This is a genomic window from Sinomonas sp. ASV486 (genome assembly GCF_030908215.1).
Classification (GTDB): Bacteria; Actinomycetota; Actinomycetes; order Actinomycetales; family Micrococcaceae; genus Sinomonas; species Sinomonas puerhi.
Map to the genome: position 1 here is coordinate 23,572 of NZ_JAVFJK010000019.1, position 15,196 is coordinate 38,767.

14 protein-coding genes are annotated in these 15,196 nt (G+C 70.1%); 9 read left to right on the forward strand and 5 right to left on the reverse strand.

Going from position 1 to position 15,196, the window contains the following annotated elements; all coding sequences use genetic code 11:
* Positions 1-35 precede the first annotated feature (35 nt).
* Together RBS60_RS19535 and serS are read right to left on the reverse strand one after the other, a co-directional pair.
* Positions 36-1,091, reverse strand: a complete 1,056-nt coding sequence (locus tag RBS60_RS19535) for a type IV toxin-antitoxin system AbiEi family antitoxin domain-containing protein (protein WP_307959205.1) — start codon at positions 1,089-1,091, stop codon at positions 36-38.
* A 225-nt stretch (positions 1,092-1,316) separates the two neighbouring features.
* Positions 1,317-2,603 carry a serine--tRNA ligase gene (gene serS, locus RBS60_RS19540; protein WP_307959206.1) on the reverse strand — a complete coding sequence of 429 codons (1,287 nt, stop codon included), beginning with the start codon at positions 2,601-2,603 and terminating at the stop codon, positions 1,317-1,319.
* Between the two features lie 83 nt (positions 2,604-2,686).
* On the opposite strand from serS, the gene RBS60_RS19545 reads away from it, so the two are divergent.
* Positions 2,687-3,733, forward strand: coding sequence for a diacylglycerol kinase family protein (locus tag RBS60_RS19545; protein WP_307959207.1), 1,047 nt, complete (start codon positions 2,687-2,689; stop codon positions 3,731-3,733).
* Positions 3,734-3,784: 51 nt separating this feature from the next.
* Here the strand turns inward: RBS60_RS19545 and pheA are convergent, their stop codons facing one another.
* Together pheA and RBS60_RS19555 are read right to left on the reverse strand one after the other, a co-directional pair.
* Positions 3,785-4,717: a prephenate dehydratase gene (pheA, locus tag RBS60_RS19550; protein ID WP_307959222.1), complete on the reverse strand. Its 933-nt coding sequence runs from the start codon at positions 4,715-4,717 to the stop codon at positions 3,785-3,787.
* Entirely contained in the window at positions 4,714-5,040 is a 327-nt protein-coding gene (locus tag RBS60_RS19555; RefSeq protein ID WP_307959208.1) for a rhodanese-like domain-containing protein, read from the reverse strand. The genes pheA and RBS60_RS19555 overlap by 4 nt, the downstream gene beginning before the upstream one ends.
* A gap of 201 nt (positions 5,041-5,241) precedes the next feature.
* On the opposite strand from RBS60_RS19555, the gene RBS60_RS19560 reads away from it, so the two are divergent.
* On the forward strand, positions 5,242-6,714 hold the full coding sequence (locus RBS60_RS19560; protein ID WP_307959209.1) for an amidase: 1,473 nt from the start codon (positions 5,242-5,244) through the stop codon (positions 6,712-6,714).
* On the opposite strand, the gene RBS60_RS19565 is transcribed toward RBS60_RS19560, so the two are convergent.
* A complete protein-coding gene (locus tag RBS60_RS19565; protein WP_307959210.1) occupies positions 6,711-7,307 on the reverse strand; it encodes a DUF4190 domain-containing protein in 597 nt (198 codons plus the stop codon). The two genes, RBS60_RS19560 and RBS60_RS19565, sit on opposite strands and share 4 nt — an antisense overlap.
* A gap of 367 nt (positions 7,308-7,674) precedes the next feature.
* On the opposite strand from RBS60_RS19565, the gene RBS60_RS19570 reads away from it, so the two are divergent.
* The 7 genes from RBS60_RS19570 to RBS60_RS19600 form a co-directional block, all read left to right on the forward strand.
* Positions 7,675-8,559, forward strand: coding sequence for a DNA/RNA non-specific endonuclease (locus tag RBS60_RS19570; protein WP_307959211.1), 885 nt, complete (start codon positions 7,675-7,677; stop codon positions 8,557-8,559).
* The gene (locus RBS60_RS19575; protein WP_307959212.1) at positions 8,546-9,742 is read left to right on the forward strand and encodes a M4 family metallopeptidase; all 1,197 of its coding nucleotides are present in this window, start codon (positions 8,546-8,548) and stop codon (positions 9,740-9,742) included. Before RBS60_RS19570 ends, RBS60_RS19575 begins: the two co-directional genes overlap by 14 nt.
* 13 nt (positions 9,743-9,755) lie before the next feature.
* Complete coding sequence (locus RBS60_RS19580) at positions 9,756-10,088, forward strand: protealysin inhibitor emfourin (protein WP_307959213.1); 333 nt, start codon at positions 9,756-9,758, stop codon at positions 10,086-10,088.
* A gap of 63 nt (positions 10,089-10,151) precedes the next feature.
* Positions 10,152-11,804, forward strand: coding sequence for a phosphoglucomutase (alpha-D-glucose-1,6-bisphosphate-dependent) (gene pgm / locus RBS60_RS19585; protein ID WP_307959214.1), 1,653 nt, complete (start codon positions 10,152-10,154; stop codon positions 11,802-11,804).
* A gap of 135 nt (positions 11,805-11,939) precedes the next feature.
* Positions 11,940-12,389, forward strand: coding sequence for a MarR family transcriptional regulator (locus RBS60_RS19590; RefSeq protein WP_307959215.1), 450 nt, complete (start codon positions 11,940-11,942; stop codon positions 12,387-12,389).
* On the forward strand, positions 12,386-13,924 hold the full coding sequence (locus RBS60_RS19595) for an MFS transporter (RefSeq protein WP_307959216.1): 1,539 nt from the start codon (positions 12,386-12,388) through the stop codon (positions 13,922-13,924). Before RBS60_RS19590 ends, RBS60_RS19595 begins: the two co-directional genes overlap by 4 nt.
* Positions 13,925-14,084: 160 nt before the next feature.
* Positions 14,085-15,196, forward strand: a 1,112-nt coding sequence (locus RBS60_RS19600) for an IS481 family transposase (RefSeq protein ID WP_307956401.1), incomplete at its 3' end; no start/stop codon positions are given.

Consider the following 15,196-nt stretch of genomic DNA (forward strand, 5'->3'; position numbering starts at 1 on the left):
ACCGAAACGCAGGGCACAATCTGGCGCCCATTCCGTCACGCCACCGGGGCCCGACCGGCCGAACGGCGAGGAACCCCGGCCCGGTGAAGGATCGTTGCCAACCGTGCTGGCTCGAGGATGTCCGCCCACACCCACCGGACCATCCGCACCCCAGTCGCGCGGATCTCGTCCTCGCGACGCTTCTCGTCGACCACAACCTGCGCCGCAGTCTTCCCACTGAGCTCCTGCGACCGCAAGTACTTCTGGAGCCCATCGAACTCGCCGGCCAGCCTGATCCCGGGCCAGAAGTAGTCGACTCTCGCGATGCGTCGCCCGTCACGCGTCACCCAGTACTGCAGCTGCGGAATCTCGAAGCCGAGCTCCCACATGAGCGCGCGACCCAGCGATTCCCCCACAGATTCGGAGGCCCCTGAGGCACAATCCAGAACGTGCGTCATGCGCGTCTGTGCGCTGCGGTTAAGCATTCCCGTGCACAGCCTCCGGAGGTCATCGAGCGTCCTGCTGACCTTCAGATCGGGGCGCCGGGCGAGCACGGAATCCGCGAGGACCACCCCCTCGGCGAAGCTCAGTCGAGGCACCGTGTCGACGAAGGCAGGGTCGAAGGGCTCAAGCGGCAGTGTCAGATTCAGGTGGGGAAGGAACAGCGGTTCCACACCCGAAGTGATCCCGAGGTGCTTGACGTCCGGGAAGCCCTGGGGGATCTGGCCTGGCCGCCCACCCGGGCGTTCCCCCCACCGGCGCCGCGCGTCGTCCGGATCTCCATAGAGTCTGCGCGCGGGAACTGCCCCCACCGCGGACGGCCGGTCGGTTCGATAGCGGACGCTGTCGGGTACGGTCGGAAGCTCGAGACCCCAGGCCATCAGCGCCGTCTCGCGGCACAGAATCGGCGCGTTCCCGCCCACGGCGAGCGACGCCGTCGTCATCGCGTAGCGGTCGGCCGCCGTGCCGCTGAACCACTCATCGATGTCCATGTACACGCCTCGGCGCAGGCGCACGAGCCGGCCCGCCGCGTAGGCGCGGGCGAGTTGCCGAGGGGTGCGGCCGGTCAAGGCCGCGAACGAGCTGGTGAATGTCGCGTGGGGAAATCTCATGATCCCAGCCAAGCGCCTCTAGCCGAGCGCGGCGCGCGCTCGGGCGTCGCTGTGGATAACTTCAGTGAAGCTCGCGCTGCGCCTGGCGACGAAGAACCCTGTGTTTCGGTCATCACCCCCGGAAAGAGACCGGGGTAATGACCGAAACACAGGGCACTATTAGACGCGACGGCGGGTGGGCACCCGCCGTCATGCGTGCGGCGCCCGCCGGGCTACTGTGAGCTGCTACAGGACCGGAAAGACCTCGAGGCCGCCGAGGTACGGGCGCAGGGCGGCCGGGACAGTGACGGAGCCGTCGGCATTCTGATGGTGCTCGAGGATGGCCACGATCCAGCGGGTCGTAGCAAGCGTGCCGTTGAGTGTCGCGACGGCACGGGTCCCACGGGGCGACCCATCGCCGTCGAGCACCCGCTCGCGGATGTTGAGCCGGCGCGCCTGGAAGCCCGTGCAGTTCGAGGTCGAGGTGAGCTCTCGGTAGCGGCCCTGGGTCGGGACCCAGGCCTCGCAGTCGAACTTGCGGGCGGCGCTCATGCCGAGGTCGCCGGCGGCGGTGTCGATGACGCGGTAGGGCAGCTCGACCTTGGCGAGCATCTCCTCTTCCCACGCGAGCAGCCGGGCGTGCTCCGCCTCGGCGTTCTCCGGGGAGCAGTAGACGAACATCTCAACCTTGTTGAACTGATGCACGCGGATGATCCCGCGGGTGTCCTTGCCATGCGACCCGGCCTCGCGGCGGTAGCACGAGGACCAGCCGGCATACCGCACGGGACCGCCCGCAAGGTCGAGGATCTCGTCCGAGTGGTACCCCGCGAGGGCCACCTCGGAGGTGCCCGTGAGGTAGAGGTCGTCCTCGGCGAGGCGGTAGATCTCGGCGTCGTGCTTGACGTCGAAGCCCGTGCCCTGCATCGTCTCCGGGCGCACGAGGGTCGGGGTGATCATGGGGACGAAGCCGTTCTGGATGGCCTGGTCCATGGCCATCTGCAGCAGCGCGAGCTCGAGTCGCGCTCCGACGCCGCGCAGGAAGTAGAACCGGGAACCGGAGACCTTGGCGCCGCGCTCCATGTCGATCGCGCCGAGCAGCTCGCCGATCTCGAGATGGTCGCGGGGCTCGAAGCCCTCGGCGGCGAAATCGCGCGGGGTGCCGACGGTCTTGACCACGGCGTAGTCGTCCTCGCCACCTGCCGGAATGCCATCGATGACGAGATTCGGCACGATGCGCATGAGCTCGTCCATCTCGGCCTGCGCCTCGTCGGCGGATGCCTGGGATGCCTTGACCTTCTGGGCGAGGTCCTTGACCTCGGCCAGAAGGGCCTGCTTCTCCTCGCCCTTCGCGGCGGCGACCTTCTTGCCGAAGGCGTTCTGCCCGGCGCGGAGCGTCTCGTACTCGGTCAAGGACGCGCGACGCCGCACATCGGCCGAGATGATCGAATCGACGAGCCCCTCGTCCGCCCCACGGGCACGCTGGCTGGCACGGTACTTCTCGGGGTTCTCAGTAAGGTCCTTGACGTCGATCACGAGTCCAAGCCTAACGGGACACGCGGCCAGCACGCGCGGCCCCGAACGGGAGCCGCTTCGCGTCGGGCTAGAGTAATCCCATCATGCGCGGTTGGATCGTTGCGGGTACCGTTGCCGCAGCTGGGGGCGTTGCCGTCGCCAGCTGGTGGGGCGTGCGCCGGCTCCAAGAGCAGCACGCCCGCTCGGCGGTGGCGGAGCCCGCCATCGCTCCCCCACCCGGGCCCCAGCAGGTAGCCGTTGTGCTCAATCCGGTCAAAGAGCGTGCTCACGAGGCGCGGATGCTCATCGAGGCGGCCTGCCGCGGCGCAGGCTGGCCCCAGCCGCTCGTCTTCACCACCACGAAGGCAGATCCCGGCCACACCGCGGCACGACAGGCCGTCGACGCGGGCGCCGACGTCGTCATCCCCTGCGGCGGCGACGGCACCGTCCGCGTGGTCGCGGAGGTCCTGGCCGGGACGGACACGGCGATCGGGCTCGTACCGCTCGGCACGGGCAACCTCCTGGCCCGCAACCTCGACCTCGACGTCACGCGCCTCTCGCAGTGCGTCTACACGGCGATCTTCGGCCGCCAACGGCGCATCGACACGGGCACCATGAGGCTCAGTGCCCCGGACGGCGAGACCTCCGAGCACACGTTCCTCGTGATCGCCGGCGTGGGGATGGACGCCGAGATCCTCAACGACACGAGCGAGGACCTCAAGCGCGTGGTCGGCTGGATGGCGTACACGGAGGCGGGGATCCGGCACATGCCGGGCCAGCGGCGCCGCCGCGTGGAGATCTCGCTGGACGACGGCGACTTCCAGTCCCGCCGGGTCCGCAGCGTCCTGTTTGCGAACTGCTCCAAGCTCCCGGGCGGCGTGGACTTCATCCCCGGCTCGTACCTTGACGACGGCGCCCTCGACATCGCGATCATGAGCCCCCGCAGCCTCATCGGCTGGATCGCGATGTACGTGAAGATCATGGTCCAGCACAAGCGCCAGCTGCCGGTCATGCAGTTCTACAAGGCCCGCAAGGTCTCCATCCGCGTCCCCGAACCGATCCAGGCGCAGGCCGACGGCGACGTCGTGGGCCCCGCGACCCAGGTGGACGTCGAAGTGCGCCCGGCGAGCCTGCTCGTGCGGGTCAGCTGACCCCGGCGGCCGCAGGAAGCCGCAGCGGCGCTCTCCGGACAAGCGCGAGGGTCAGTGGCCGAGGATCCCGTCGACCCAGGTGCGGGCGGAGTCGAAGGCCGCGTCAGTCACGTGGTCCTTCACCAGAGGGCGGGCGCCGTCGGCGCGCGGGTACGAGCCCAGGAAGCGCGTCTCGGGGCTGATGCGGTGGAGTCCGCGGAGGGCGCTCGCGATGCGCGCGTCCTGGATGTGCCCGTCCACGTCGATCGAGAAGAAGTAGTGCCCGAGGTATCGGCCAGTGGGACGCGACTCGATGCGGGAGAGGTTGACGCCGCGCGCGGCGAACTGCTCGAGGATCTCCATGAGGGCACCCGCACGGTCCTCGGGCAGGGGAACGGCCACTGACGTCTTGTCGGACCCCGTCCGCGGCGGCAGCGCGCCGGGCCGGGCCACGAGAATGAAACGCGTGACGGCGCCGGGGTTGTCGCCGATGTCCGTCGCGAGGACCTCGAGCTCGGGGTGCTCCGCGGCCACGATAGGCGCGCAGATCGCGGCGTCGCCGGGCTGCGAGCCGGGTTCGAGGAGGGCGAGCGCCCCCGCAGCGGTCGAGCTCGCGGCGAGGTGGACGGCGTCGGGCGCGTTCTCCGCCGCCCAGCCGCGGCACTGAGCCCAGGCATGGCCGTGGGTCGCAATGCGCCGGATGTCCTCGATGCGCGTACCGGGCCGGGCGACGAGCAGGAACGTGATCGGCACAACTTCCTCGCCGACGATCCGCAGGTCAGGGCCCGTGGCGATCGCGTCGAGGGTCGCGGTGACCCCGCCCTCGACGGAGTTCTCAATGGGCACCATCGCGGAATCAGCGGTACCGTCGCGGACGGCGTCGAGCGCGGCGTTGACGTTGGAGGCGGGGATCCGCTGGGCGCTGCGCGCGCCGGGGACCTTCAGCAGGGCGGCCTCCGTGAAGGTGCCCTCCGGGCCGAGGAACGTGTAGATCACAGGATTCAGAGCACCGTCGGCGTCTGGCCGCCCTCGGCGACGAGGGGCCTGCCGGCCGTGAGCCACGCGTCCATGCCGCCGGCCACGTTGAACGCCGAGTACCCGTGCGCGACGAGCCACTGGGCGGCACGGGCCGAGCGCCCGCCCGTCCGGCAGATCACGAGGAGGTCCTCGTCCGGGTCGAGCTCCTCGAGGCGGTCGGGCAGCTCGCCGAGCGGAATGTGCAGGGCGCCCTCGGCATGGCCGGCGTCCCACTCGTAGTCCTCGCGCACGTCGAGGAGCCTGCCGCCATCGGGCAGGGAATCGACGCGGACCGTCTCGAACTCAGCCATTCTTCGCCTCCGAAAGTGGATCTCATTCCAGCCTATAGTGGTTCCCACGGCGGGGCAGCGCCCTGCCGGAACGAGCGACGGGACCAAACGAGACCAGGCAACACCGACGGAGGGCCATGGCGGGGGACGTGCTCGCGAACATCGGGATCGGCATCCTCTCGCTGCGATCGGTCGCGCTGGTCTTCGCCCGGCGCGACCGCGATGGCTGACATCGCCGGGGGGCCCGCGGAGTCTGCGGGGGACCCGTGGGACTCGGCCGTGGCCCTGCGCAACGCACTCCGCTCAGGCACCGTGTCCTCGCGGGAGGCCGTGGCCCACTATCTGGGACGGATCGAGGCCCGCAATGGGCTGCTCGGGGCGTTCCTGACCGTCACCGCCGAGCGCGCGCACGACGCCGCTGCTGCCGCGGACTCACTGTATGCGCGCCTCTCGCGCTCGGGCCAGCTCTCGGACGCCAGCGGTCCACTTCCTGCCCTCCCGGCCCTGCACGGGATGCCGACCGCGTTCAAGGACCTCACTGACGTCGCGGGCGTACCGACGACCCACGGGTCCGCCGCTCTCGAAGCCCGGCCAGCCCCGGCCGACGCTCCGATCGTGGCCCTGCTCCGATCGGCCGGGGTCGTATCACTCGGCAAGACGCAGGTGCCCGAATTCGGCCTCACCGCGTACTCGGAGAATCGCATCGCGCCCCCGTCCCGCAACCCGCACGGGCCAGCGCTGAGCTCCGGCGGTTCCTCGGGCGGCTCGGCTGCCGCGGTTGCGGCGGGGCTCGTGCCCTTCGCCCCCGGATCTGATGGCGGAGGGTCGGTTCGCATCCCGGCAGCGGCGTGCGGGATCGTGGGACTCAAGCCTGGCCGCGGACTCATCCCCGAGGGGCAGAGCGCTGGGGACGCTGCGCGGCTCGTCGTCGCCGGGCCGCTCGCCCGGAGCGCCGAGGATGCGGCGCTGCTTCTGGACGCGCTCGTCTCCGGGCCAGCACGAGGCGACCACCCGCACGCGGGGCGGCACGCCGGAACCTACACGGACGCCGTCGTGCGCGAACCACACCGCCTCCGGGTGGCCGTGAGCCTCGCGAGCCCGTGGGACGCGAGGTACGAGGTGCGGCCCGAGCCGGACGCGCTCGAAGCGCTGCGCCGCGGGGCAGAGTCCCTCGCGGCGGCGGGGCACCTCGTCGTCGAGCAGGACGTGCGGTTCGACAACCGCTACCCGGACGCGTTCACCGCCGCGTGGACCGCGGGGGTCGGGACCGCGCGGATCCGGGCCGAAAGGGAGCCGCTGCTGACGCCGCTCACGCGTTCGTTCCGTCGGCGGGCGCAGCAGCGTTCCCACGCGAAGCTCGACGAGGCGCACGCGTTCCTGCGGCACTTCGAGCGGGAGACGGTCGCCCAGCTCTCGGACTGGGACCTGCTGCTCTCCCCCGCGCTAGCCCAGACACCGCGGCCGGTCGGCTGGTTCTCCGGCGGGGCCGAATGGCGTGCGACGGCGGACGACGACTACCGCCGCCAGTGCGAGTTCGCCCCGTGGTCATCGTGGGTGAACGTGTGCGGGCTGCCCGCCGTCGTGGCAACGACGCACTGGACCGCGGCTGGGCTGCCGATGGGCGTACAGGCCGTGGGCCACGCCGGGTCCGAGGCCATGCTGCTGCAGGTGGCCCGGCTCCTCCACCGGGCCTAGACCGAGCGCGTGTACCCCGTGTGGGTCGAGAGCGAGGCGAAGGCGACCGCGAGCAGGGCCAGCACGAGGACCGTGAGCACGATCCCCACGTAGCCCATGATGAGTCCGGCGAGGGCCATACCGCGGCCCGCGGGCTCGCGGGCGAGGCCCATGTGGCCGAGGATCACCGCAGCGATCTGCGGCAGGATGAAGACCCCGAAGCCGAGGTACACGGAGATCCCGCAGACCATCGATGCGATGCTGAAGCTCCGCGGGGCCGGCGCGCCGTAGAAGCCTGGGCCACCGGGGTAGCCTTGGGCTGCGCCCGCGTAGCCCTGCTGGGGGGTGCCGTAGCCCTGATAGCCGGGGGCCTGGTACTGCGGGTTCTGGTACGCCGTGTTCGGGTACTGGGGGGTCGGATACTGGGCGTTGGGGTACTTCGTTTCATGGTCCGGCGAGCCGTCCTGGGGCGCCTCGTGACCGGGCGTCTCGTGACCGGGGGTCTCGTGGCCGGGGGTCTCGTGGCCGGGGGTTTCGTGACCGGGGGTTTCGGGGCGAGCAGTCTCGACGCCAGTGGTCGCGGGGCCGATGCCCTGCTGGCCCGGCTGCTGCACGGGAGGCTGCTGAGGGGGCCTCTGGCCGAACGGCTCGGATGGGGCCTGCGGCTGTTGCGCCGTCCCAGGAAGCGGTGCGGCCCCCGGGATTGCATGATCCCCCGGCGGCAGGGGCTGGGTCGGGTTGCTCGGAATCGGCACCGTGTCTTGCGTGCTGCCGTCCGGTCTGTGCTCGCGCTCTTCTGGCTCCTGCGACATCGCGTGCCCTCCCCTGATGGTCCGCCGCTGATCTGGTCCCGCGTCCAGCCTACTCGGAGGCACCGGCACGCCGCCGATCTCGACGCCTCCCGCGACGGGAGCCCGAGAAATGTCGGTGGACGATGCGAATCTGAGGACACAGCGCATCCACGGCGAAGGGGGCAGGACCATGACCATCACCCACGGCGAGCAGCCACAACGGAAGCCACACCCTCGGCCAACCCCGGGCAGCGCGGGCTATGACGCCGCATTCCTCGGCACGTCGGCGCCCGTCCCCATGCCTACGAAGCCGGGGCTGATCCCGCTCACGTACACGCATTTCACGGTCCGCCAGGACCCCGCGCGGCGCATGCCTGCCGCCACCGCCGTCAACATCGACGGACCGACACTCGTGGACATCGCTCGCGGCGGCGAGTCCTGGGCGCTAGATCCGCGCCTCGCGAAGGACCAGCAGTGGGGTGCTGAACTCTACTCAAGCAACCGGCTGGACCGCGGCCACCTCGTGCGCCGCCAGGATCCGCTCTGGGGAGACCAGGCCACCGCGGAGCGGGCGAACCTCGACACGTTCCACTACACCGTGTGCGCGCCCCAGGCGGACTACTTCAACCAGGGCCGCGAGCTGTGGCTCGGCCTGGAGGACTACATCCTCGGGCATGCTGGAGCGCACCTGCAGCGGCTCTCGGTCTTCTCGGGCGCGGTCTTCGACGCCGAGGATCCCGCGTACCGCGGCGCGCAGATCCCCCGCCGATTCTTCAAGATCGGCGCCTGGAACGCGGGCCCCAAAAACGGTGGGGCCCTCGCGTGCACAGGCTACGTCCTCGATCAGAGCGACGGGCTGGATAGCGTACTGCGCCCTGGCGCGCGCGGGGCCGCGCCGCTGGGCCCCTTCAAGACGTTCCAGGTGCCGGTCGCGGACATCGCCCACCTCACCGGGCTTGATCTCGGCCCCCTGACTGCGGCGGACCGCTACTCGGTGCCCCGCGGCGCGCGCACCACACTCGGCGCAATGGAACGCTGGCGCGAGATCGAAGGGTTCAACGATGTCCAACTCTGAGCACGTCTCCGTGCAGCGGCACCGGGGGGCAATCCCGCCGTATCTCCTCGAGCGCATCGCAACCTACGATGAACGCCGGGCCCGAGCCCTGCGCGGCGAAGGTCCCCCCAACGGCTGGGCAGAGGACACTCGGGGCCTTGAAGCCGTCGCTGAGGTCGCCCGTCGCACCCTCCTGACGGACCAACGGCTCCGTTCCCGGCGCGAAGCGCACACGGCCGAGCCGGAACACAGCATCCTCAGGGATCCGGGCGCGCTCTACCGGGAGATCAGCGACGCCGAGGGGACGGAGAGACTTCCCGGGAAGCCCCTGCGCAAGGAGGGCCAGGATCCCGTCGCAGATGCGGACGCCAACCGGGCCTATGACGGACTCGGCGAGACGTACCGCTTCCTGAAGGAAGTCTTCGCCCAATCGAGCATCGACGGTGCGGGACTTGCGCTCGAGGGGACGGTCCACTTCGGCGTCGCGTACGACAACGCGTTCTGGGATGGCTTCCGGATGGTGTTCGGCGATGGAGACGGGAAGGTGTTCGCCTCGTTCACCAGCTCACTGAGCATCATCGCCCACGAGCTCGGACACGGGCTTCTGCAGCACACCACCGATCTGGCGTACGAGGGCCAGACGGGCGCCCTGAATGAATCGTTCGCGGATGTGTTCGGGGTGCTCGTCGAGCAGTTCTCGCGCGGGGACACGGTCGAGTCGGCGAGCTGGATCGTGGGGGAGGGGATCTTCCTGCCGGGGATCCGGGGCGTGGGAGTGCGTTCGATGAAGGCGCCGGGCACTGCATACGACGACCCTGTGCTCGGCAAGGATCCCCAGCCCGACCACATGGACGGCTACGTGCGCACGCGGGAGGACAACGGCGGCGTGCACCTCAACTCCGGCATCCCCAACCGTGCCTTCTTCCTCGCGGCCGAGTCCCTCGGCGGCCATGCGTGGGAGCGGGCCGGACGCGTCTGGTTTGAGACCGTCGCCCTGCAGAAGCTCGCCCTCGACGTCGACTTCCGCGGCTTCGCGCGGGAGACTGTGCGTGCGGCCCGTTCCCTGTACGGCCGCGAGTCCGCCGAAGAGAAAGCTGTGCGCGCGGGCTGGCGCGGCGTCGGGATCACGGTCCGGCTCACGGACGCGGGCAAGGGCACGCCGGCGAATGGGTCCGGCCGGAAGGGGCCACAGACAAAGCGCTAGGAGACGCGGTGCGATGAAGATCGAGGTCATCCGGTCGGGCGGGGTAGCGGGGATCCCCCGGAGCGCCGCCGTCGAGTTCGGCTTGCGCGGTGACGCCTACGACCCCGAGTGGGCCTCGCTGTACCGTGCGGCGCGGCAGGAGCGGGCCCAGCTGTTCGCGCCGGCTGGGAGCGCCGCGAGCACGGCAGGCGAGCAGCGCCACGAAGCCGCCGGCGCGCCGTCGCACGTCAGAGATGCATTCCACTGGACTCTGAGGTTCGGGCGCGAGCGGTTCGACGTCCCGGACGGAACGCTCCAGGGTGCGCTGCGCGAGCTCGCCGAGAAGGTCCTGGCCGAGGGCACGTGACCGGCAGGAGAAATCTTTACCGAACAGTCACCTCGTGTTGGGCTTCTCTGCAAAGCTAGGCACATGTCGAACCGAGCAGGCACCGTTGCCCTTCCCAGCGATCTCACGGACATCACCGCGCTCCTGGACGCGTACTACGACGTCTCCCCCGATCTGAGCGACCCGGGCCAGCGCGTCGCGTTCGGCACGTCAGGGCATCGGGGCTCAAGCCTCAAGGCCTCGTTCAACGAGAAGCACATCGCCGCGATCACGCAGGCGATCGTCGAGTACCGCGCTGGCCAGGGCATCGCAGGCCCACTATTCCTCGCCAAGGACACGCACGCGCTTTCCGAGCCCGCAACGAACACGGCGCTCGAGGTCCTCGCCGCGAACGGCGTGCAGGTCCTCATCGACGCGCGGCACGGCTACACGCCGACCCCCTCGGCGAGCCATGCCATCCTCAAGTACAACCACGGCCGGGGCGAGAACGATCCGGGGCGCGCGGACGGGATCGTCGTGACCCCGAGCCACAACCCGCCGCAGGACGGTGGCTTCAAGTACAACCCGCCGCACGGCGGACCCGCTGATACCGACGCGACCGGCTGGATCGCGAATCGCGCCAACGAACTGCTCGAGGCGGGACTCTCGGGTGTCAGACGGGTGCCGCTCGCCGATGCCCTCGCAGCCGACTCGACGGGTCAGTTCGACTTCTTGTCCTCCTACGTGGACGACCTCGCGCAGGCCATCGACATCGACGCCATCCGCAACGCCCGCGTGCGCATCGGCGCGGACCCCATGGGCGGGGCGTCTGTGGACTACTGGGGCGAGATCGGCGAGCGCCACCACCTTGACCTCACCGTGGTCAACCCGACGGTGGACCCGCAGTGGGCGTTCATGACCCTTGACTGGGACGAGAAGATCCGCATGGACTGCTCCTCCCCCTTCGCGATGGCCTCCCTCATCCAGAAGGTCTCGCAGGGCGCGAACTACGACATCGCGACGGGCAACGACGCCGACGCCGACCGCCACGGCATCGTGACGCCCGACGGCGGCCTCATGAACCCGAACCACTACCTGTCTGTGGCGATCGACTACCTCTACCGCCACCGCACGGGCTGGCGTCCGGACACGGTGGTCGGCAAGACGCTCGTGAGCTCGTCAATGATCGACCGGGTCGCCGAGGGTCTGGGCAAGCCGCTCATCGAGGTGCCGGTCGGGTTCAAGTGGTTCGTCCCGGGCCTCCTCTCCGGCCAGGGCGCGTTCGGCGGCGAAGAGTCCGCGGGCGCGAGCTTCGTCAAGCGCGACGGCGGGGTGTGGACCACCGACAAGGACGGCATCCTCCTGAACCTCCTCGCCTCGGAGATCAAGGCCGTCACGGGCAAGTCGCCCAGCGAGCTCTACGGCGAGCTGACCGCGAAGTACGGCGCGCCGTCGTACGCCCGCATTGACGCCGCGGCGACCCGCGAGCAGAAGGCGAAGCTCGGCAAGCTCGCCGCGAGCGACGTCACGGCCACCGAGCTCGCGGGCGAGCCCATCACGGCCAAGCTGACCGAGGCGCCCGGCAACGGCGCGAAGATCGGCGGGCTCAAGGTCACGACCGAGCACGCCTGGTTCGCAGCGCGCCCGTCCGGCACCGAGGACGTGTACAAGATCTACGCCGAGTCCTTCAAGGGCGCGGACCACCTCAAGCAGGTCCAGGCCGAGGCGAAGGCGCTCGTCGACTCGGTCATCGCCTAGCCATCTGAAACACCTTCTGGAGGTCACGTTCTGGGAGTCACGCGACGTGACCTCCCGAAGGTGACCTCCAGATGTGTTTGGGCGGGTGACCGCGATCATATTCTTAGCGAAGGTAATGAGCTATGCTAAGTATCGATGATTCCCCCCGCGAACGCCACCAGCACCCCCGAAACCCTCGAGCTCGCCGCGGAACTGCGCGTCGCCGTCATGCGCACCTCCCGAGTCCTGCGCACGCAGGCCACGAGCGACGTCGTGAGCCCCGGACAGAACTCAGTGCTCTCGGTCCTGAACAAGCGAGGGGCCCTGACGATGCGCCAGCTCGCGGACATCGAGCACGTCCAGGCGCCGAGCATGACCCGCACCGTGAACCACTTGTGCGAGAGCGGGCTCGTCGCACGGACCGAGCACCCGACCGACGGGCGGCTCGTCGTCGTCGACCTCACGGACGCGGGGAGAGCCGTCCTCGAGGAATCGCGCACGCTGCGGTCGGCGTGGCTCGCGAGTCACCTCGACGCGCTCTCGCCCGCCGACCGAGCCGCGATCCGCCGTGCCGCCGAGCTGCTCATGGAGATGAGCGCCCGATGAGCAGCCGCATGTTCCGCGCCCTCCAGCACCCCAACTACCGACTCTGGGCCGCCGGTGCCCTCGTCTCCAACGTGGGCACCTGGATGCAGCGCGTCGCGCAGGACTGGCTCGTCCTGACCCAGCTCACCGCGCACGACGGCGCGGCGGTCGGCATCACGACCGGCCTCCAGTTCCTGCCGATCCTCATCCTCGGGCCGTACGCCGGCGTGCTCGGCGACCGGCTCGACAAGCGCAAGCTGCTCCTGGGCACCCAGAGCGCGATGGGCCTGCTCGCACTCCTGCAGGGCGTCCTCGTGCTCACGGGAACGGTCCAGCTGTGGCACGTCTACGCGATCGCCCTCGCCCTCGGCGTTGCGAGCGCCTTCGACGCGCCTCCACGGCAGGCTTTCGTCTCGGAGCTCGTGGGCCGGACGGACGTACCCAACGCCGTCGCCCTGAACTCCGCCTCGTTCAACCTCGCCCGCCTCGCCGGGCCGGGCGTCGCCGGGCTGCTCATCGGCCTCATCGGCACGGGCTGGGTGTTCATGCTCAACGCCGCGACATTCCTCGGAGTCCTCATCTCGCTCACGCGCCTCGACGTCGGCGCACTGCACCGCACGCCGCCCCTGCCGCGGGGCAAGGGCCAGATCGTCGCGGGCATCAAGTACGTCCGCACGCAGCCCCGGATCATGCTGATCATGATCATGGCAGCCCTGGTCGGGACATTCACGCTCAACTTCCAGATCACCAACGCGCTCATGGCCGCCGACGTCTTCCACACCGGCGCCGACGCGTACGGCCTGCTCGGCTCGATCCAGGCGATCGGCACGCTTGCGGGCGCGCTCCTCGCGGCGCGGCGCAGGCAGCCCCGGCTCAGCCTGCTCGTGGCATCCGCCGTGGGCCTCGGCGTGGCCTCGATGGTCGCGGCGGCGATGCCGACGTACGTCGCCTACGCGGTGGTGCTCGTGTTCGTGGGCGTCTCTGCGCTCACGTTCCTCAACAGTGCCAACACGATCGTCCAGCTCACCACCGAGCCGCAATACCGCGGGCGCGTGCTTGCGCTGTACATGGCCGTGATCCAGGGCGGGACGCCGATCGGCTCGCCCCTCGTGGGGTGGCTTGCGAACGTCGCCGGGACCCGCTGGTCCGTCCTCGCGGGCGGGGTCGCGGCGCTCGTGGCTGGCGCGATCGGCATCTGGGCCCTCATGCGCTGGGGTGAAGGGACCTTCCGCGACCAGCTGCGCGCCGCGTGGGCGGCTCGTCGTGCTGAGCAGGCCGCCACGGGCACGCTCCCGGTCCTTGCCCCTGCGCCGAGCGCCGACCGGTCATCTGCCGCACACGACGCCGACCGCTCACCTTTCGTCGCATCGTCACCCGCCGTCGGGCCTTCGGTCCCCGGACGCAAGGTCTCTGGGACCACCGAATCGGATACCGCCGCGAGTCCGCAGCGGTTTGCCGGGGCACCGGCGACTGGCTCGTTGCCTTCAGGGGTCCTGCGCTCAGCGGCAATCCGCGGCGCCGCCGCCCGACGTCGAGACGTGACCCCGCTTCCGTGAGATATGACCCCGCAACCTAGGTGTGTGATGTCAGGACATCGTTGACGCATGTGGCGGGACATCGTTGACAGGTGACAGTTGACTGCTGTGGCGGGACATCGTTGACGCCTTCCGGCATGTCGCGGGACATCGTTGACACCTCGCCCATTGGGCTTCTGCCATGTCGAAGAACAAGGTCATCGTCGTCGCAGTCCTTGAGGGTGGGATGTCCAAGGCCGAAGCAGCCCGCCGGTACGGCATCAGCCGCCAATGGGTCCACCAACTCATCGCCCGCCACGCAGCCGAAGGAGAGGCCGGCCTCGAGGCCCGCTCCCGGCGGCCCCGCACCAGCCCGCAGCAGACGCCGGCCAACGTTCAGGAGAGGATCCTGGTCCTACGCGCCGACCTGCAGGCCAAGGGCCTGGACTCCGGGGCCGAGACCATCGCTGCCCATCTCGGACGCGAGGGCCTCCCGGTGCCCGCGAGCACCACCATCCACCGCATCCTCCGGGCCGCCGGCGCGGTCGCCCCCGAACCCCACAAGCGTCCCAAGTCCTCCCTGCGACGCTTCGCCGCGGCCCAGCCCAACGAGACCTGGCAGTCCGACTTCACCCACTGGCACCTGGCCGACGGCACCGACACCGAGATCATCGACTTCCTCGACGACCACTCCCGCTGCCTGCTCCACCTCACCGCCCACCCCAGGACGACCGGCGCCATCGTCGTGGACGCCTTCCTGGACACCGCACAGGAACACGGCCTGCCCGCCAGCACCCTGACCGACAACGGCATGGTCTACACCACCCGCCTGGCCGGCGGGAAAGGAGGCCGCAACGCCTTCGAGAGCCTCATCGCAGGGCTCGGGATCGTCCAGAAGAACGGATCCCCCGGCCACCCCCAGACCCAGGGCAAGATCGAGCGCTTCCACCAGACCCTGAAGAAATGGCTCCACAGCCAGCCTCCGGCCCAGACCATCGAGGACCTGAACGACCAGCTCACCAGATTCCGCCACGTCTACAACCACGAACGCCCCCACCGCGCGCTCGGCAGGCACACACCCGCCGAGGCCTACGCCCAGACCCCCAAGGCCGGCCCCGCGGCCGCCGCCCAGGGGGCACACTTCCGCGTCCGGACCGACCGCGTCGACGCCGACGGCAAGGTCACCCTCCGCCACGCGGGACGCCTCCGTCACCTCGGCATCGGCCGCGCCCACAGGCACAAACGCATCATCCTGCTCGTCCACGACGCCGAGGCCACCGCCATCGAGCACGGCACCGGCGAGATCCTCGCCGA